The sequence below is a fragment of the Natrialba sp. INN-245 genome, from assembly GCF_009807105.1.
In the GTDB taxonomy this organism is placed as follows: domain Archaea; phylum Halobacteriota; class Halobacteria; order Halobacteriales; family Natrialbaceae; genus Natrarchaeobius; species Natrarchaeobius swarupiae.
On sequence record NZ_WUBV01000037.1, the window covers coordinates 15,521 to 32,689 of the forward strand.

Sequence of the window (17,169 nt, forward strand, 5' to 3'; positions counted from 1 at the left end):
TTCTCGCCGCGTCGCTACAGTCCCGGACGCCGTCGCCGGCGTCGCTTCTCGAGTAACTGTCGACAGCGTTTCCCCGGCCCGCCTTCGATCGGCCACCCCTTCGTCCGCCAGGTGGGTGGCTCCGGTTCGACGTGAGGGCAGGTGCTCGAGCACTCGGCGGCGGTCTGTGTCTGATTCTTCGCTCTACAGTGGGGCGTCAACTGCGACCCGTCGACGGCTCGGAGCTCGAAGTGACGACAGTCGGGACGCATCGTCTCGACGAACGATCGCCAGCCCCGTTCGTAGGCTCGCTCGGCGATCTCGAGGCGTTTCTCGCGTTTCTCCTCCGAATCGACGTACTCGAACCGGGCCGCCGAGGCGTCCCGGCCGTCGCCCTCCGGGCGCTCGAGGATCCGCGTTCCGGGTTCGTCGACCGGAAGCGTCCGAGGGTACCACTCGACCTCCCCGACGAGCGCGTCGGGCTCGAGTGCGAGCACGCCGGCTTCGATCGGCAGATCCTCGAGCAAGACGGGTTCGACGCGCTCACCGGTTTTCCGGGTGGCGACCCAGACCTCGTCGGCGAGCCCCGTCGCGACGTCGTACTCGAGTTGTCGACCCAGCGAGCGGGCAGCGCTCGCGTCGAGATCCGGCTTGTTCTCGATGGCGACGATCCGCTCGAGCCAGTCTGGATACGCCCACTTTCGGCGGATCTGAATGCGGTTGCCGTCCCGCCGGGTCTCGAGGATTCCGCGCTCGTCGGCGCGATGGATCGCCTCGCGGACGTACCGCCAGGGGTAGCCAGGGTGGGGGAGTCCGTCGCGGTAGTACGCCCAGTCGGCGGGCGCGTTACGGACGACGTACAGCAGGTCGCCGTCGAGGCGTTCCGGGCCGAAGTTCGCACGCTCGTGGAGGGCGTCGGGGTCACACTCGAGGACGAGCGTGTCCCAGCGGCGGCGTTTCGTCCCCAACTGGCGGGCGACGAATGCCGTGTGCTCGGTCGACCCGTCGAGCGGCCAGTTGCGTTCGGCCCACCGACAGGTACGGAGTTCGAACGCGAACTCGCTTCGCGAACCCTCGGTCACTGTCCTGTGGCTGGCGTTCGATCGGCAAGTGTGCTCCGATCGAACTCGAGTCTCGCGGCGGCCTGTTCTCCGACCGGATCGACGGCCTCGAGCGCGCTCCGACGCTCACCCCGGGCGAGATGCACGACCGCCGATCGGTGCGGACTCGACCGATCGGTCTCCGGTGTTCGCACGGACTGCGGCGACGGCGAGCAGCCGCAGGCAGACGACGGCGGCGACGAACGGAATCGCGGGAACGAAGACGACGCCGACGACCGTGATCACGGCGGTGACGACGAGGATGGGAGCCGCGAGCGGGAGCAGTTGCAACACGGCCATCGCGAGCAGGTACTCGCCGCTCGTGACGACCGGCCACAGCGCGTTTCGATCGAACGCGGCACGGAAACGACCCGTCCGCGCGTAGTTGATCATGCCGGCCGGGAAGGCGTAGTAGATCGCGAACGTCATGGCGGTACCCGCGAGCAACACCACTCCCGTGAGGAGTGCGACGACGAGGCTCGTCCCCCAGACGAGCGCTTCGGAACCGGCGAGAACCGGTGCCACAGTCTGGAGCGCGTAGTAGCCGACGGCAGCCAGGATCACCCCCAGGACCCCCCCGACGACGAGCGGCCCGAGGAGGTAGACCAGCGAGATCGCAACTGCCCCGACGCCCGTCGTGGCGAGCTCAGACCACGAGTCGAACGCCGGTGGCTCCGCCTCGCCCTCGAGCGTCGTCTCGAGGACGCGAACGCCGTAGCCGGCGAGGACGAGCGCGGGGAGGACGAACACGGAGCCGAGGACGAGCAGGCTCCCGACAGCGGTCCGCCGGATTGGGTCGCCGCGAAACGGGTAGCGAAACGCGTCCTCGAGCATCGTCAGTCCCGCCCGTGGCGGGTCAGACAGTGCGGGAGGCCGATCAGTTCGACGGGTTCGGAGTTGTCGGGCGAGTAGACGACCATCTGCCCTTTCTCCATGTACGGCACTTTCGACTCGAGATTGCTGGGGATGTTGACGCTCTTGATGGCGTCCTCGTCGCCCAGGTTGAGGACGATCGTGGTGTTGATCTGCTTGAAGACGGCGTCGTCGATGTCCTGGGGGTCCTGCGTGATGAGAAAGAGCCCGAGCCGTTCCTTGCGGCCCTGTTTGGCGGCCTCGGTAAACTTTGTGATGACCTTGCCCGCCTGGACGCTGTCGGCGTCGGTGAGGAAGTTGTGGGCCTCGTCCATTCCGAGCACGAGCGGCGTCTCCTTGATCCGGTCGTAGCTCGGATCGTTCGAGAGCTTCTCGTCGATCAAAAGCGAGGAGAGTGCGAGGACGACGGCTTCGGTCGCCCGCGTGTCGTTGATGTGGTAGGTCGGGACGACGGTCAGTCCGCCTGGACGGACGAACTCGTGGATCAGATCGGTGATCGGCCGGGCGTCCTGGTCGAAGACGTGGCCGAAACCGAGGACGCGTCGGCGGACGGCGTCGAACGTCGCCTCGTGGACCCGCCCGGACTCGTCGAGTTCCTCGCGCAGGGCGGGGTCGTCGAGGAACGTCGTGAACTCCTGGTAGGTCCCGCCGGGGCCGTACTGGTCCCGGAACCGGGGGAGGAGCACGCTCACGAGCGCGCCGTACTGGTTGTCGTTTAACCCGCTTCCCGCGACGAGCCAGGGGTTGTCGTGGACCATCGCGAACGGGATGGTGAACTCGACCTGTTCCGCGCGGTGGTGGCCCGCCGAGTACGTCGCCGAGCCGATCTTCGGGACGAACGCGGTCGTCTCCGAGACGCCGCCGTAGGCGACCCCCTCGCGCTCGAGGCGTCGAGCGAATGCGTCGTCCAGGTCGGGATTGTCGTCGTGCATCTGGGCGTACTCGTCCTGGGGATCGAACTGGACGACCGCCGGGCCGACCTCGCGGCCGTCGGGCATGGGGTAGGTCCGTTCGTCCGCGAGGAACTGCCGGAGGACGTTCTTCGCGCCGTGGGTCTTCCCCGATCCGGTGCCGCCGGCGATCAGCGTGTGTCTGAACGCGAGTGGATCACCGGCGTCGTAGTCGTCTTTCAGCCGGTAGTCGATCGTCGGTGGCGTGGCGGCCGTCCTGACCTTCTCGCCGCCGACCGAGAGGTGGCCGAGGAAGACGCCCTCGTCGGGGATCTTGAGTCCGGTCTTGATCTTCTCGGTGTCGTCGGCGGTCCGGATCACCGTCTGCGGTTTCGGCACGCGGTCGGTCATCCGCCGTTTGAGTTCGCCGTCATCCTGATACAGGACGGCGACCGGCTCGAGCGCGGCAACGAACTTGTAGTCGGCCTCCTCGATCTCGTCGGTGCGCATCGCTCGCCGGGCGTGGATCTCCGTCGCGTCGTCGGCGTGATACTGCTGGGCGTACTCGAGGGCCGTAATCCGACAGAAGAGCGTCTCTCCGTCGGGGTAGGGGGCGAGCAGATAGCTCCCGATGCGGATCGACGATCGGTTGCCGCGGGTGACGTACGCCCGCAACGCAGTGTCCTCGCCGTCCTCGGCGACGCGCAGGCCCTGGGAGACACAGAGTGCGCCGATCCCGACGTCGTCGCCGCGGGGTTCGACGGCCGTCCGCTCGAATTCGTCGCGTTCCGTCGAGACGTCGGCCGAGTTCGAGTCGTCGCTCGTCGCCTCCTCGCCCGCACTCGAGTCGGCGGGAGCGGTCGACGACGGCGACGAACCGTCCGAACCGGCATCGAAATCGCCGAAGTCGCCCAGATCGGTCATACTCATGCAATCCGACCGGTTCCTAAAACGCGTTTCCCTCCCGATCGGGTGAGATATCAGAGGGATAACACCGAGTGTCAGCGATTGCTCGAGTTCGAAGCGCATTTAACCCGCGACGTTCGTCCGCAGAGATCCAGACGGCGGCGACCGGCGATCAGGCGTCGAACGGGACGTCTTCAAAGAGGGTGACGAGTTCGGATTCGCGGTCGTACTCGAGGATGCCGAGGTCGGCGAGCGCGGGAAGGTGATTGTGGTGGAGGGCGATCTTCGACTCCGTCGTGTCACCGAGGCTCCCGGTCCCGTGGCCGGCGAGCGCGGACGCGAGTTGCTCGAGTGAGATCGGCCGGTCCGACGAATCGAGCTTCTGGAGGAGACGGATACGGACGGGATCGAACAGCTGGTCGACCGACTCGGCGCCGTACTCTTCGATCAACGCTCCGGCGACGCCGGTACGGATCGGGGGTTCCTCGACGAGTTCGACGCCGTCTTCGATGCTCCAGTCGACGAGTCCGAACTCGGCGAGACGGGGAAGATGGTTATGGACGAGATCGATCCGGACCTCGTGGCGTGCCTTTCCAACGGGGCCGTCGATCCCTTCTCTGTCGATCAGCTCCGTCGTCAGCTCGGCGAGCGAGAGGTGACTGCGCTCGTCGAGGATCTCGAGCAGATGGAGGCGACGCGGGTGACCGAGGATCTCGTACCGCTCGGCCGGAACACTATTCGGGGGCGATCGGTCGCCGCCGTGATGAACGTCCGAACTCATTATCGATACACACCAGTGCAACGAGGATAAGCCCGCTTCCAAAACGATTTGGGTCGGTAACCCAGCACCAACTCCCGTAGTCCGGGAATACCCGACTCTGAACGGCTCATTGTGGCGATAAATGATTACATTACTCCGTCTCACCAGCGGGATTCGCTCACCGCCGGTGTCTCAACGTCGCTCCGAGTTCTTCGTTCGAGTTCGGTCACGGGCTTTTTGCGTTCAGAGATCGTAGGATGACGCATGCTCATCGTACGCGGTCTGGCGGGAGGAACCGACCTGACCGGAACACTGTACGAACGAGGTGAGCAGGCACCCTCGTTCCGTGGCGCACCGGACGAAGACGCCGCGTACGTCTGGGTCTGCGACGAGTTCTACGAGGTCTCGAGTGGCGGGACGGTCCAGGTCGTCGACGGCCGGGAGATCAATCTCGCGTTCGAATCCCCGATGCCTCGCGGGTTCGACACCCGCGAGCAGGCCCTCGAGTGTGCCAAAGAACACATCAGGACGCAGTTCGCCCGGATCGGACTCGATCCCACAGACGTCGAATTCGAAACCGAAAACGGGAGTATCGAGGCCGAAAACTACGGGTGATCGCTACACATCCCAGCGGAGGTCGTCGTAGTTCCGTCGCTGGCTCGTCTCGAACTGCGTCTCGAGGGTCTCCCGGAGCGACCGTTTCTCCGAGCGGCCGATCCGCGCGAGTTCGTCCGCCTTCGCGACGATCGTCGGCGGTCCGTGGGCGACGGCGACGTCCTGGAGCACCTGTCTCGTCAACCGCTCGCGCACCTCGGGATCACGAGTAAACGCGTACGGCGCTTCGATCCGGTAGACCAGGTCGTCCCGCGGATCGTAGACCACGAAGAACGTGACCTCGTAGGCCGCCGGCTCGAGTCGCCGGTCGACGCCGAGTGCGTCGCCCTCGATCGAGAGCGGGCGATCGACGCCGCCACGCGACCGGAACCAGTTCGTATACGAGAGCGTGGACGTCTCACGCTCCCAGCGTTCGCCGTCGACGTCGTCGACGTACTCGCCGCGTTCGAGTAAGCGGGTGAACATCGCCGTATCGTCGGCCCAGGGAACGCTGACGTCGACGCTTCGGTCGGACTTCAGCGTCCGCGTGACGACCCGCGTCGCGGGATTCTTGACGAACCCGACGAGCGGCACGTCCCGGTCGACGAACTCTTCGACCAGTCGCACGTAGTTTTCGAGGACCGTCGTCGGTCGCGGGTCCTCGAGCAAGAGGTCGGCCAGGTCGGGATGCTGGTCGGTCCAGCGAAGCAATCCGCGAGGATACAACGGGCCGTCGAGGACGAGCAGATCCGTAACGTCCTCGGCGTGATCCAGGGCGTGTCTGCTCTCGGCGAGATACAGCGCGAGTGCGTGGACGACGCCCTCCGCAAAGCGGGGGAGTTGTGGCACTTTCACCGCCCGACTTCGGCTGTATCCCTCGTCGAACTTCCCCCACGTCTCGTCGACCGTCATCGTCTCGTCGTTCGAGTGGACCGTCATCACCGTCGTTCGCGACCGGTGTAACTCGAGGTCCGAGGGCGTCGAACTCATCGCCGCCTGGGCGATGTCGATCACGAGGCCGTTTTTGAACGTCGTCGGGTTGATCGTCCCCGCGTCGAGACCGTGTTCGGTCGGGAACTCGGGCTCACAGAGTGCGATCTCCTCGCAGTCGACGACGCGGCGCGACTGCTCGTCGACCGGCTCGAGGACGGTCCGCCCGTCCGACCGAAGCGGGTCGAGAAACTCCGCCCAGACGGTCTCGGCGAACGCCCGGCGGTCGCGTTCGTCGGCACCGTGGTCGATCCGCCGCGCCAGCTGGGCGATGCCGTCGAAGTGGACCGGATCGAGGGTCATGACCCATCGCTCCCAGCGCACCCGCAAAAATCCAGCGCCATTTTGCCGGCACGCGATCCGGACTGTCGTCGGCCTCGAGCGCGATGTTCGATCTGTCGTCGACCGTCTCACGAACAGGTCCGCTTCTCGACGATCGCGTGCGTGTCGGACTCCGGGTTCTCCCCCTCGAGTTCGATCGGCTGGTGCGTGTAGGTCACGGTCACGCTCTCGACCGCCGCGTCGTGTCGGGCGTCGACCCGTTCGCAGACGGAGGCCGCGAACCGTTCGTCGCGGACGTCGCTTCGGTCGAGGGTGACGAGGTAGCGACGCCATCGGAAGTCGGGAACCGTTTCGGCGGCGTCGGGCGGTGGTTCCGTCCGATACTCCGACGCTCCGATCACGTCGACCTCCGCACCGTCCTCGAGGTCGGCCGTCACCACGTACCAGCCGTAACTCGGGGTTGGATCGGGGGCGAACATCTCCCACTGGTGTTCCGCTGGATCCACGGTTTCGACCGGCTCGAAGACGGGCGCGTATCCGAACGTTCCGAGCGTCGACACGACGATGCCGACGAGGACGCACGCGTGGACGGCGGGACCGACCCGCGTCCGGATCCGACCGAACGTTTCGCGACCGCGCTCTGTCGGTCCGTGGAGGCGCTCGAGCGTACCGTCTCCGGCCAGCGTTCCCGGGAACGGACGGGCCGCCCGAAACGCGGTTTTCCGTCGCCGCGCGCCGGTGACACCTCGTTTCGCGTGGCGTTCGAGCCGTCGTCCTCTCGCGGACAGTCGCGTGCTCGTGGCTCCCGCGGCCGACTCGAGGACGTCCCAGCCTCGAGGAGAGAGAAACAACAGGATCGCCGCCGCGAGAAGCGGCGGAAAGAGGCCGACGGCGACGGAAACGGTCATGCCGACGACCGTCATCAGGAAGACGGCCACGTAGCCGATCCGGAACCGTCCCGCAAAGACGAAAAGCAACGGCGATCCGACCAGCAATCCGAGCCAGACGTACGTGCCGGCCTCGAGCAGAATCGGCCGAGTGGCGAGGGAGTTGCCGAGGACGATCGTCATGTGGTCCTGTGCGAGCGCATAGGCCAACGCGTCGCCCCCGAGCCACGTCTCGCCCTCGAGTTTGTGGACCGCGTTGTTTGCCAGGAGGGCGACGATGTAGAGCAAGACGGCCGCGGTCGCGGGCGTCGCGATCCGCCGATCGGTCGAACCCGCCCCGTGTGTGTCACTCGACTGGTTCGTAGCCGCCGATCGAGTCGTCTCGTCCGACTCGCTCTCGTCGGTCGACCGCGCCCCCGTGGCCCACCGGCTCCCGAGCGGGAGGAAGATCGCCAGGAACAGCAGTTCGCGAAACAGTCTGTCCCCGCCGTTCAGGACGTACAGATTTCTGACGTGGACCGAAACGACCAGGACTACCGCGAGGGTGGTGGCGAGTCTCGGCCGGTAGCCGACGATCAGGGCGACCGCCAGTAGCGCCGTCGCGGCGAACAAAAGCGCCTGGAACCACGGCTCACCCGACAACGCGTGAATCGAGTACACGCCGTCCAGACCGTACGCCTCGAGGGAGACGTCCCTGGGGAGAACGCCGTCGTCCGTGTAAAACGCCGTCAGGTGTCGAGCCCGGTGGAACACGTCGAACAGGAGGACGCCTCCGAGCGCGACGCGGAACGCGACGAGCGCGCGCGGGTCGATACCGAATCGGCGCTCGAGTGCGGTACGGAGGCGTCTCGACTGACCGGTGGGCGGGGAGGGGACCATGGTGGGGGCGGGCTGGGGTGGGGTCGAGCGGACGTGGGAGTTTCCATCCGCTCGAACGCGCGTCTGGGGTTTCCGTCGCCCGAAACCACTCAACCGAATGCCATATCGTTTGCGGATCGTCTGCCGTCTCCCCGGCAGGCGCGCCGTCGGACGTCGACTCCGCACGTGCGACTTCGACCTGGGACGACGCGTTGCGTACAGTCGACAACGATAGGTAATTACGCGAGGATGGGCATTCCCTCGGATATGGACGCTGCGCTGATCGTTCTCGACGGCTGGGGACTCGGCACCGGCGACGGCCGGAACGCGGTCGAGGCGGCCGAGACGCCGAATTTCGATCGACTCGCGGAGACGGGCGCGTCGGGCCGGCTCGAGGTCGCCGGCCGCCGCGTCGGACTCCCCAAAGGACAGATGGGAAACAGCGAGGTCGGACACCTCAATATCGGTGCCGGACGGGTCGTCTATCAGGAGTACACCCGCATCTCCGACTCGATCGCCGACGGCTCGTTTCGCGAGAACGACGCGATCAACGCGGCTTTCGACGCCGCGTGTGAAACCGACGGGCGCGTCCACTTTCTCGGCCTCGTCAGCGACGGCGGCGTTCACTCCGATCACGAGCACCTCCACGCGCTGATCGAACTCGCCGGTGATCGGGGCGTCGAGGCGGTCACCCACGCGATCACCGACGGTCGGGACACCTCGCCGACGGGGGGGCGGGAGTACCTCGAGACGCTCGAGGACGTCGTCGCCGAGCACGGAACGGGCCACGTCGCCACCGTCTCGGGGCGGTACTACGCGATGGACCGCGACCAGAACTGGGAGCGGACGAAACGCGCCTACGACGCGATGGTAAACCGGGAAGCCGAGTACGAGGCGGCGTCGGCACTCGAGGCGGTCGAGGGGTCCTACGACCGCGGCGAGACCGACGAGTTCCTCGAGCCGACCATCGTTTCCGACACACCGGCCCTCGAGGACGGGGATTCGGTCGTCTGGTTCAACTTCCGTTCGGATCGTGCACGCCAGCTCACCCGAATGCTCGCGGATATTCGCTCCGAAGACTGGGCCGACCAGTTCGAGACGAACTCACCGGACATCGAGGTGGTGACGCTGACCCAGTACGACGAGACGTTCGATCTTCCGATCGCGTACCCGCCGACGCAGCCCGAGAACGTGCTGGGTGAGGTGCTCGCCGACGAGGGCAAGACCCAACTGCGGATCGCCGAGTCCGAGAAGTACGCCCACGTCACCTACTTCTTAAATGGCGGCCGGGAGGTCGAGTTCGACGGCGAGATTCGCGAGATCGTCGAGAGCCCGGACGTGCCGACCTACGACTTGCAACCCGAGATGAGCGCCCCGGAGGTGACCGACACCGCGATCGACGTCGTCGAATCGGAGAACCCGGACGTGCTCGTCCTCAACTACGCTAACCCCGACATGGTCGGCCACACCGGCGACTACGAGGCCGCGATCGAGGCCGTCGAAGCCGTCGACGACCAGCTGGGACGGCTCGTCGAGACGCTCGAGTCGGCGGGCGCACACGTTCTGATCACTGCAGATCACGGCAACGCCGACGAGATGGGGACCGAGGAGGATCCACACACCGCACACACGTACAACGACGTGCCGGTCGTCTATCTCGCTCCCAGAGCGAGGTCGGGGACCGACCTCGAAAACGCGAACGGGGAGGAACGACCCGTGAGCAACGAGAGGAGCCACACGGTTCGCCATGGCGGCACGCTCGCCGATCTCGCGCCGACGCTACTCGAGTTGATCGGCGTCGATCGACCGCCCGAAATGACCGGCGAGCCGTTGCTCGAGTGAGTAAAACGCCTTCGTTTCGTCGCGCGCACTGACGAGCCTCCGCCCACGAGTGTTCCCCGGAACGGGACGAACGCGCCGTAGATACCAGTGGCCACAACACCAAAGAGCATGTGTTCAGGTCTCCTCGAGATCGTCGCGGATCTGCAACAAGAGTGGCCACAACACCAAAGAGCATGTGTTCAGAGGTCTGACCTGTATGTTACCGTTCCCCTGGCCCGTGGTCGGATCGGTGCTCGCGGGGATCGGAACGGCAGCGCTGTTCGGCTACCTCTGGCAACATCGTGGCAACCCGGGCGCAAACTGGTTTCTGTTGACGCTCGGGGTGCAGATGTCGTGGTGTTTCTCGTACGGATTGTCGTTGCTCGTCTTCGACCCGGTGGTCCGATGGCTCTTCGAGGTGGTGACCTGGATCGCCACGGCGTGGATCGGGCTGACGTTTCTCGGCTTCGCACTCGAGTACACCGGTCGTGGCGCGTTCGTCCGAACGCCCTCGTTCGGCGCGTTGACGCTCGTTCCCGCGGCGACGACGCTCCTCCTCGTGACCAATCCGATACATGGCCTCGTCTGGGCCGGGTTCCAGCTCGACCCCGTGTTCGGTACTGCGACCGTCTCCTACGAGTTCGGCGTCTGGGCGTACCTGACGATCCTCAGTAGCGTCCTGTTCGTCGCACTCGGCGTCCTCTTGCTGTTCGACACAATCGTCAACTACGGCCCGCTCTATCGGTCGGAGGCGATCGCGGTCGTGATCAGTACAGTCCCTCCCGGGATCGCCGTCCTCGTCTGGCTGTTCGAACTCGGACCGGTGACACAGCTCAACCTCGCGCCGATCATGTTCATCCCGCACGTCGCGCTGGACGCGTACGCCTTCGTCGGCGGGCGCATGTTCACGTTCAACCCCTCGACTCGCCGGGCGGCCGAGCAGTCCGCAATCGAGGAACTCGAGAGCCCGTTCGTCGTCGTGGACACCCGACACCGGGTCGTCGATCTGAACCCGGCGGCGGAGACGACGTTCGACGTGACGTCACCGGCCGTTCTTGGCGAACGCCTCGAGAACGCCACCGACCTCGACGTCGAACTGACCGCCGGCGACCAGATCGTCACCGACGACAGTCCCGGCGAGTTTCGCGAACTGGCGGTGTCGGTCTCGGAGCTCCACGACTCATCTCGCCACCGGGTCGGCTACACGATCCTCGTCCAGGACATTACCAGCCAACGCCGACGGGAACAGCGTCTCGAGATCCTCAACCGAATTCTTCGACACAACCTTCGAAACGACCTGAACGTCGTCGAGGGATATCTCGACATCGCGGCCGACCGGACGAGCGACGAGGAGTTGCACGAGACGCTCGAGCGAACTCGAGCGAACGTCGCGGATGTCGTCGACATGGCGGAGAAGGCGTGGGCGTTCGAACAGGCACTCGACTCGATGGAGGAGTCCCCATCGACGGTCGTCGTCGAGGAGGCACTCTCGGAGATCGCGACGGACGTCGAAGCGGTGACCGAAGGGCACGTCGAGGTCGACGTCCCGGCGGATCTCGTTCTGTGGACACAGCGAGAACTGTTCGTCCAACTGTTCGAAAACCTCGTCGAGAACGGCATCGAACACGCGGACAGCGAGACGCCGGTCGTCACCGTCTCCTTCGAGGGACTCGTCGACGGTCGAACGGCCGCCGTCTCGGTCAGCGACGACGGTCCGGGTATTCCCGACTACGAACTGTCCGTCCTCGAGCGAGGCGAGGAAACTCCCCTCGAGCACGGGAGTGGACTCGGACTGTGGCTCGTTACGTGGTGTGTACGGATGCTGGGCGGTGGCCTGTCGTTCGAGACCGACGGCGGGACGACCGTCACCGTTCGTCTGCCAACCGTGGCCGAACCGATCGGATCGCCGTCGGAGTCGTCGGAGACGCCGCCGCAGGCGGCCGAACGGTAGCCGGCGGTCGGCGAAGACGGATCGGGACGAGACTGGTCGATTTACACTGCTATGTCGCCTCCTTCTGGGAGCCGTCCGAATTGTGGTTTCGAACTCGCTCGTGACGCCAGTTCGACGGCCGAGATAGCCGTTATCTTTATCGTAATTTGGCTGGCCGTTCTTACTATCACGAACACTGCTCGCTTCGCCCGCAGTTTCCCAGCGGACTGCCCACCATCCGAGACGGTCGACGGTCCGTCTCGTTGTGGTAGACGAACGCGTTGTGGACGGAGCGAACGGTACGTAATCCGTCAGTTTGGCGAGTCGGAGGTGTAATATGAACTACGAGTCGCAGCGAGAGTCACACGGGGGCGGACCCGTCGAAACGCGGTGTCCACGTCGGCGGTTTCACGTCGTCTACCTCGGGACACGAGAGACCGACCGAGAGCGGGTCTCCGAGGAACTCGAACCGATCTACAAGCTTCGAACCGTCGACTCGGCGTCGGCCGCTCGCGACGCACTCGACGAGGAGATCGACTGTCTCATCGTCGGGCCCGACCTGACCGACGAGGAAACGATCGACGTCATCGAGGGCGTCCGAGGTTCGACCACCGACGTGTCGGTCGTCGTCATCACGCCGTCTGCTGACCCGGCCATGCTCCGTGCGTTACTCGAGGTCGACACCGCCGAACTCGTCGACGTACGCGACGAAGAGGGGATCACCGACCACGACGTAGAGCGCCTCCGAACGCACGTCGACGAATACTACCACCGATCGATCTCGGACATCAGGGAGACCGTCTTCGACATTTCTCGATCGCTGATGGGCGCAGCACCCGACGAGACCGACATCGAAATCGAGTGGGGGCTTCGACTCGTCGGCGAACAGCTGGATGCGGATCGGTGTCTACTCTTCGAGTACGCCGAGGACGTCCTCGATCCGACTCACGTCTGGGATCGCCGCTCGAACTCGCCGGCCGAAGCCGACCCCGTCTCACCCTCGGCGTTTCCCGGGTTCGACACGCTCTCGAAGTCGTTCGATCCCTACGCCGTGCCCGCCGATGTCGACGATCTGGAGTTCGACGTCCCCGAGGGCTTCGTCGGCGATATCGGAACGCCAGCCGACCGTGACGATACCTCCACAGCCGACGCCGACAGTCACCGCTACCTCGCGGAGCGAACCCTCGAGTCGTTGCTCGCGGTTCCGATCGTCGTCGACTGGGAACTGATCGGTATCCTCGTCGTCGAACAAGAGACCAGACGCCTCTGGCCCCGTTCGCTTCGCCAACAGATACAGACGTTCGGCGAACTCGTCGGCTACACGCTCGACCGGGAACGACGCAGGCGGGAACTCGCCAGACAGAACGAACGACTCGAGCGGTTCGTCTCGGTCGTCAGCCACGACCTTCGGAATCCGCTCAACGTTCTCTCGGGGTACATCGAACTCATCGAGGAAACGGGCGATCCGGAGCACATCGAGGACGTCTCCGTGGCCGCGGATCGCATGGAGACGATGATCGAGGACCTGCTGACGCTCGCTCGACAGGGGGAAACCCTCGAAAAACGCCAGCCGGTCGACCTCGAGGACGTCGCTCGGAGGGCCTGGAACGCCGTCGACACGGCGGATGCGCGACTGGTGACGCGGGAGCTAGGAACGGTCGACAGCGACCCTGGGCGGCTCCAGCAGGCGTTCGAGAACCTCTTTCGAAACGCCATCGAACACGCCGGTGCTCGGGTGACCGTCACGGTGGTCGGAACGGAAGACGGGTTCGCCGTCGAGGACGACGGTCCCGGTATCCCGGCCGACCAGCGCGATTGTATCTTTCGGGAGGGATACACTGGCGGTGACGGAACGGGTCTCGGGCTGTCGATCGTCGCGACGGTCGTCGACGCCCACGGCTGGTCTATCTCCGTCGAGGAGAGCGACGACGGTGGCGCACGATTCGCGTTCACCACGGCGGACGACTCCAACTCCCGCGGGTGCGCCCGTCCATCGTGACAGCAATCCGTATCAGTCACCACAAACCGTCTGAGACGTCTCGAACGGCGAGACGGTCGGAACGTCATCTAACCAAAGCTACAGGTGCGCTCGAGCCGAAAATCGAGATATGGCACGGACGAACGCCTCGCGGATCCTCGAGGAGACGACCATCGAGAGTGGGCGCCTCGAGGGGCTCGCGGCTCGCATCGAGACGTCCGGTGACAGCTCCTCGCTCGAGGTTCGGACACCGGTCACCGACGAACCGATCGGCGCGATCCCGGCCTGTACGGCCGACGACGTCGCGGCTGCGGTCGACCGTGCTCGGTCGGCCCAGGCCGACTGGGAACGGGCGACCGTCGACCAGCGGGCGGCGATCCTCGAGCGGTTCGGAGACCTCGTCCTGAACCACCGTGCGGAGTTGCTCGACGTGGTACAACTCGAGACCGGGAAATCCCGGCAGCACGCCCTCGAGGAGATACTCGACGTCCCGCTGACGTGTTCGTACTACGCGGCGAAGGGGCCCTCGATACTCGCGGACGCGGATCGATCGGGTGCGATACCGCTGGCTTCCGAGGCGACGGTCACGTACGACCCCGTCGGCGTCGTCGGCGTGATCTCGCCGTGGAACTACCCGCTGACGCTCGCGATGACCGACGCGATCCCTGCCCTGCTTGCGGGCAACGCCGTCGTCTGCAAACCCGACGAGCGCACGCCGTTTATCGCGCTGGCGCTCGCGGATCTGCTGGTGGCGGCCGGCCTACCGGACGGTCTGTTCCAGATCGTCACCGGCGAGGGAGCGACAGTTGGTCCCGCGCTGATCGACGCGGTCGACTACGTCGCCTTCACCGGCGGCACCGAGACGGGGCGAACAGTCGCCGAACGGGCCGGCCGGAACCTGATCGACTGCTCGCTCGAGCTCGGCGGGAAGAACCCGATGGTCGTCCTCGACGACGCCGATCCCGAGACGGCCGCTCGCGGCGCGGTCAAGGGTGCGTTCACCAACGCCGGACAGCTCTGTCTCGCCCCCGAACGGATCTACGTCGACGACCGACGGTACGACGAGTTCGTGGACGCCTTCGTCGGCGCCACGCGGCGTCTCGAACTCGGTCTCGAGTTCGACTACGGCCCCGAGGTCGGCTCGCTGATCGACGGCGACCACCTCGAGGGCGTCCGCGAGCACGTCGAGAGCGCGGTCGCGGACGGCGCATCGCTGCTCTCGGGTGGCCGCGCCCGTCCCGACGTCGGCCCGTTCTGTTACGAGCCGACGATCCTGGCGGACGTCGACCCCGACTCACGGGTCGCCTGCGAGGAGACGTTCGGCCCCGTCGTCTCCGTCTACCCGGTCTCGGGCGTCGACGAAGCGATCGAGCGGGCGAACGACTCCGAGTACGGACTGAACGCCAGCGTCTGGACGACCGACCGCGAGCGCGGCCGTGGGGTCGCTCGCGAGATCGACTGTGGCACCGTCTGCGTCAACGATCCCTACACCGTCGGCTGGGCGGCGACTGATGCGCCGATGGGCGGCGTCGGCGACTCGGGACTCGGCCGACGTCACGGCCCAGAGGGACTCCGGCGGTACGTCGACGCCCGGACGATCGCGACCTCGAGAATCGGCCCGCTTGACGCGCCGCCGGGCGTCTCGCCGCGCTGGTTTGCTCGCTTCATGCTCGGACTGACGATGGTTCAGCGACGACTCGCGAGGTGGGTGCCGTGAGCGACGCCGCGGTCTTTCTCACTGGGTTCCCGGGCTTTCTCGGCTCGGCACTGCTCGAGCGCGTCCTCGCCAGCGGCGACGGGCCGGTGGCCTGTCTCGTCCAGCCACAGTACCTCGAGACAGCACGCCGGCGAGCGCGGGAGATCACCGCCGGAATCGACAGGGTCGACGACGACGCGGTTCGGCTCTACGAGGGCGACATTACCGAACCCGACCTCGGACTGGGCGACGAGTCGCTTGGGGACGTTCGCGAACTGTATCACCTCGCGGCGGTCTACGACCTCGCCGCCGACCGCGACCTGGCGGAAGCGGTCAACGTCCGGGGCACCGAACACGTCCTCGAGTTCGCCGCTGTGCGCGACGTGGATCGATTCCACTACGTCAGCACCTGCTACGTCAGCGGCCGGTACGATGGCGTGTTCACCGAGGACCACCTCGAGGAGGGCCAGACGTTCAACAACCACTACGAGGAGACCAAGTACCGCGCCGAGGTCGCGGTCCAGGACCGGATGGACGCCGGCCTGCCCGCGACGATCTACCGGCCCGCGATCGTCGTCGGCGACAGCCGGACTGGCGAGACCGACAAGTACGACGGCCCCTACTACCTGCTCCGGCTCTTGCTGGCCCAACCCGAGTGGCTCTCGGTGGCGTTTACGCTGCCGGGCTCGAGCAACGCCGAGCTCAACGTCGTTCCCAGGGACTACGTCGTCGACGCGATCGCCACCCTCAGCGCCCGCGAGCAGACCGTCGGTGAGGTCTATCAGCTCTGCGATCCCGCGCCGCTTTCCGTCCCGCGGTTCGTCGACGTTCTCGCGGAGGCGGCCGGCCACCGCACCGTCACGCTGCCGACGACGAAACCGATCGCACGAACGGTCTCGAGTCGGCTCTCGTCGTCGCTGTCGCTCGAGCCCGCCACCCTCGACTATCTCGACCATCCGACGCGGTACGCCTGTCCGAAGACGCGACAGGCGCTCGAGGGGAGCGGACTCGAGGTGCCGCCGCTCGAGTCCTACGTCGATCGACTCCTCGCGTACGTACTCGAGAATCCCGCCGTCGGCGACGAGCCGATGGTCTAGTACCGAATTTTTTATGTGACCATATCGATGGCTGAGGTATGGAATGTCAGACTATCGATAGGTCAACGGAAGTCGAATCCGTTGACGATCACCCTCGAGCACTCGGTAGGCTGAAACGGACCGTCGCACGTTCACCCGTCGTTGCGTTCGTCTTGTTCGCCTTCGGTTACACGTGGGTGATCGACGCGATTGCACTGCTCGCCTTCGAAGGACCCAGTGAACTTCACAGCATACCTCGTGTCTGGGGTCCGCTCGTCGCGGGCGGTGTCGTCGTGTGGCTACTCGACGAAGACGTTCGGTCGTACGTCGGACAGGTCAAACACGTCCGTGTCGGTATCCACTGGTACGCGATCGGGATCGCCATCTCGCTGTTGCTCACCGACAGTGAGACACTCGTTGCGCTGGCGTTCGGCGCTACCATTGGCTTCGAGCGGCTGTGTTGAATCGCCATACGGCGGTTGAATTCACTGTTTCACGGCACGCTTGATGTTGTAGACGACACACATTAGGGCGATTTCTCGGAACTCA

13 protein-coding genes are annotated in these 17,169 nt (G+C 65.7%); 7 read left to right on the forward strand and 6 right to left on the reverse strand.

Going from position 1 to position 17,169, the window contains the following annotated elements; translation table 11 throughout:
- Nucleotides 1-14: 14 nt before the first annotated feature.
- From GRS80_RS12430 to GRS80_RS12445, 4 genes are all read right to left on the reverse strand, one after another.
- Nucleotides 15-1,061: a DUF5787 family protein gene (locus GRS80_RS12430; RefSeq protein ID WP_343161558.1), complete on the reverse strand. Its 1,047-nt coding sequence runs from the start codon at nucleotides 1,059-1,061 to the stop codon at nucleotides 15-17.
- A 105-nt stretch (nucleotides 1,062-1,166) separates the two neighbouring features.
- On the reverse strand, nucleotides 1,167-1,913 hold the full coding sequence (locus GRS80_RS12435; protein ID WP_160047840.1) for a DUF4013 domain-containing protein: 747 nt from the start codon (nucleotides 1,911-1,913) through the stop codon (nucleotides 1,167-1,169).
- A 2-nt stretch (nucleotides 1,914-1,915) separates the two neighbouring features.
- Complete coding sequence (locus GRS80_RS12440; protein ID WP_160047841.1) at nucleotides 1,916-3,766, reverse strand: ATP-binding protein; 1,851 nt, start codon at nucleotides 3,764-3,766, stop codon at nucleotides 1,916-1,918.
- Between the two features lie 154 nt (nucleotides 3,767-3,920).
- Complete coding sequence (locus tag GRS80_RS12445) at nucleotides 3,921-4,529, reverse strand: ArsR family transcriptional regulator (RefSeq protein WP_160047842.1); 609 nt, start codon at nucleotides 4,527-4,529, stop codon at nucleotides 3,921-3,923.
- A 243-nt stretch (nucleotides 4,530-4,772) separates the two neighbouring features.
- Between GRS80_RS12445 and GRS80_RS12450 the strand changes: the two genes are divergently transcribed.
- Entirely contained in the window at nucleotides 4,773-5,123 is a 351-nt protein-coding gene (locus tag GRS80_RS12450; RefSeq protein ID WP_149080633.1) for a hypothetical protein, read from the forward strand.
- 3 nt (nucleotides 5,124-5,126) lie between these two features.
- On the opposite strand, the gene GRS80_RS12455 is transcribed toward GRS80_RS12450, so the two are convergent.
- The gene (locus tag GRS80_RS12455; protein ID WP_160047843.1) at nucleotides 5,127-6,395 is read right to left on the reverse strand and encodes a DNA double-strand break repair nuclease NurA; all 1,269 of its coding nucleotides are present in this window, start codon (nucleotides 6,393-6,395) and stop codon (nucleotides 5,127-5,129) included.
- 107 nt (nucleotides 6,396-6,502) lie between these two features.
- Entirely contained in the window at nucleotides 6,503-8,140 is a 1,638-nt protein-coding gene (locus tag GRS80_RS12460; RefSeq protein ID WP_160047844.1) for a hypothetical protein, read from the reverse strand.
- 246 nt (nucleotides 8,141-8,386) lie between these two features.
- On the opposite strand from GRS80_RS12460, the gene gpmI reads away from it, so the two are divergent.
- From gpmI to GRS80_RS12490, 6 genes are all read left to right on the forward strand, one after another.
- Nucleotides 8,387-9,961 carry a 2,3-bisphosphoglycerate-independent phosphoglycerate mutase gene (gene gpmI, locus GRS80_RS12465; RefSeq protein WP_160047845.1) on the forward strand — a complete coding sequence of 525 codons (1,575 nt, stop codon included), beginning with the start codon at nucleotides 8,387-8,389 and terminating at the stop codon, nucleotides 9,959-9,961.
- Between the two features lie 196 nt (nucleotides 9,962-10,157).
- On the forward strand, nucleotides 10,158-11,891 hold the full coding sequence (locus tag GRS80_RS12470) for a histidine kinase N-terminal 7TM domain-containing protein (protein WP_160047846.1): 1,734 nt from the start codon (nucleotides 10,158-10,160) through the stop codon (nucleotides 11,889-11,891).
- A gap of 316 nt (nucleotides 11,892-12,207) precedes the next feature.
- Nucleotides 12,208-13,869 (forward strand): GAF domain-containing sensor histidine kinase, encoded by a 1,662-nt coding sequence (locus GRS80_RS12475; protein ID WP_160047847.1) that lies wholly within the window; start codon nucleotides 12,208-12,210, stop codon nucleotides 13,867-13,869.
- A 109-nt stretch (nucleotides 13,870-13,978) separates the two neighbouring features.
- Nucleotides 13,979-15,565: a succinic semialdehyde dehydrogenase gene (locus GRS80_RS12480; RefSeq protein ID WP_160047848.1), complete on the forward strand. Its 1,587-nt coding sequence runs from the start codon at nucleotides 13,979-13,981 to the stop codon at nucleotides 15,563-15,565.
- Nucleotides 15,553-16,641 (forward strand): SDR family oxidoreductase, encoded by a 1,089-nt coding sequence (locus tag GRS80_RS12485; RefSeq protein WP_343161559.1) that lies wholly within the window; start codon nucleotides 15,553-15,555, stop codon nucleotides 16,639-16,641. The genes GRS80_RS12480 and GRS80_RS12485 overlap by 13 nt, the downstream gene beginning before the upstream one ends.
- Before the next feature lie 38 nt (nucleotides 16,642-16,679).
- On the forward strand, nucleotides 16,680-17,084 hold the full coding sequence (locus tag GRS80_RS12490) for a hypothetical protein (RefSeq protein WP_160047849.1): 405 nt from the start codon (nucleotides 16,680-16,682) through the stop codon (nucleotides 17,082-17,084).
- Nucleotides 17,085-17,169: the final 85 nt, after the last annotated feature.

Bases quoted from the DNA above. Each gene is read 5' to 3' on its own strand.
- GRS80_RS12435 (WP_160047840.1), bottom strand. From the start codon at position 1,913: ATGCTCGAGGACGCGTTTCGCTACCCGTTTCGCGGCGACCCAATCCGG.
- GRS80_RS12440 (WP_160047841.1), bottom strand. From the start codon at position 3,766: ATGACCGATCTGGGCGACTTCGGCGATTTCGATGCCGGTTCGGACGGT.
- GRS80_RS12445 (WP_160047842.1), bottom strand. From the start codon at position 4,529: ATGAGTTCGGACGTTCATCACGGCGGCGACCGATCGCCCCCGAATAGT.
- GRS80_RS12450 (WP_149080633.1), top strand. From the start codon at position 4,773: ATGCTCATCGTACGCGGTCTGGCGGGAGGAACCGACCTGACCGGAACA.
- GRS80_RS12455 (WP_160047843.1), bottom strand. From the start codon at position 6,395: ATGACCCTCGATCCGGTCCACTTCGACGGCATCGCCCAGCTGGCGCGG.
- GRS80_RS12460 (WP_160047844.1), bottom strand. From the start codon at position 8,140: ATGGTCCCCTCCCCGCCCACCGGTCAGTCGAGACGCCTCCGTACCGCA.
- gpmI (WP_160047845.1), top strand. From the start codon at position 8,387: ATGGACGCTGCGCTGATCGTTCTCGACGGCTGGGGACTCGGCACCGGC.
- GRS80_RS12470 (WP_160047846.1), top strand. From the start codon at position 10,158: ATGTTACCGTTCCCCTGGCCCGTGGTCGGATCGGTGCTCGCGGGGATC.
- GRS80_RS12475 (WP_160047847.1), top strand. From the start codon at position 12,208: ATGAACTACGAGTCGCAGCGAGAGTCACACGGGGGCGGACCCGTCGAA.
- GRS80_RS12480 (WP_160047848.1), top strand. From the start codon at position 13,979: ATGGCACGGACGAACGCCTCGCGGATCCTCGAGGAGACGACCATCGAG.
- GRS80_RS12490 (WP_160047849.1), top strand. From the start codon at position 16,680: ATGGAATGTCAGACTATCGATAGGTCAACGGAAGTCGAATCCGTTGAC.